Annotated in this window: 1 protein-coding gene; it reads right to left on the bottom strand. The window is 63.6% G+C overall.

All coding sequences use genetic code 11. The features are described 5' to 3' along the window. The coding region (locus AC5RVV_RS17915; RefSeq protein WP_494002701.1) for an SLC13 family permease at window positions 1–560 on the bottom strand (560 nt) is incomplete at both ends.

Raw genomic sequence — 560 nt, 5'->3', positions numbered from 1 at the left:
AAGGAAGATCCAGCAGAAGGCGGCACCGGCGAAGATGGCGATAACGCGCTTCTCCTGGACGGTGAGGCGGCCAAGCCTCCGGAGCTCGCCGCGCATCAGTTCCTTGCCGCCCGGAATCTCGTCCACTTCGGAGCGGAAGACGAGCTGGGTCAGGACCAGCCAGCTGGCCGCCATCATGAAAGCGGCGAACGGGACGCCAACCAGCATCCACTGGCCAAAGCCGATTTCGATGTCGAAGTTGTCCCCCATGTAAGCCTTCATCAGCGCCATGGGCGGCTGGCCGATCAGCGTGGCCATGGAGCCGATCGTGACCGAATAGGCAATGCCCAGCAGCATGGAAGCAGCCAGTTTCGGCGTGACGCGCGACGCCTCCAGGGAGTTGATGAGCGCAAGGATCGCTCCGCCGATGGGCACCATGATGACGGCCGTGGCGGTGTTGCTGACCCACATCGTGATGAACGCACTGGCCAGCATGAGGCCGAAGACGATCTGGCTAGGACGGGTTCCGACCGCCATGATGATCAGCAGCGCCACCCGGCGGTGCAGATTCCAGCGCTGCG

The organism is Arthrobacter sp. MDT2-34-1, from assembly GCF_059091365.1.
This window is presented reverse-complemented; position numbering and strand designations above follow the sequence as displayed.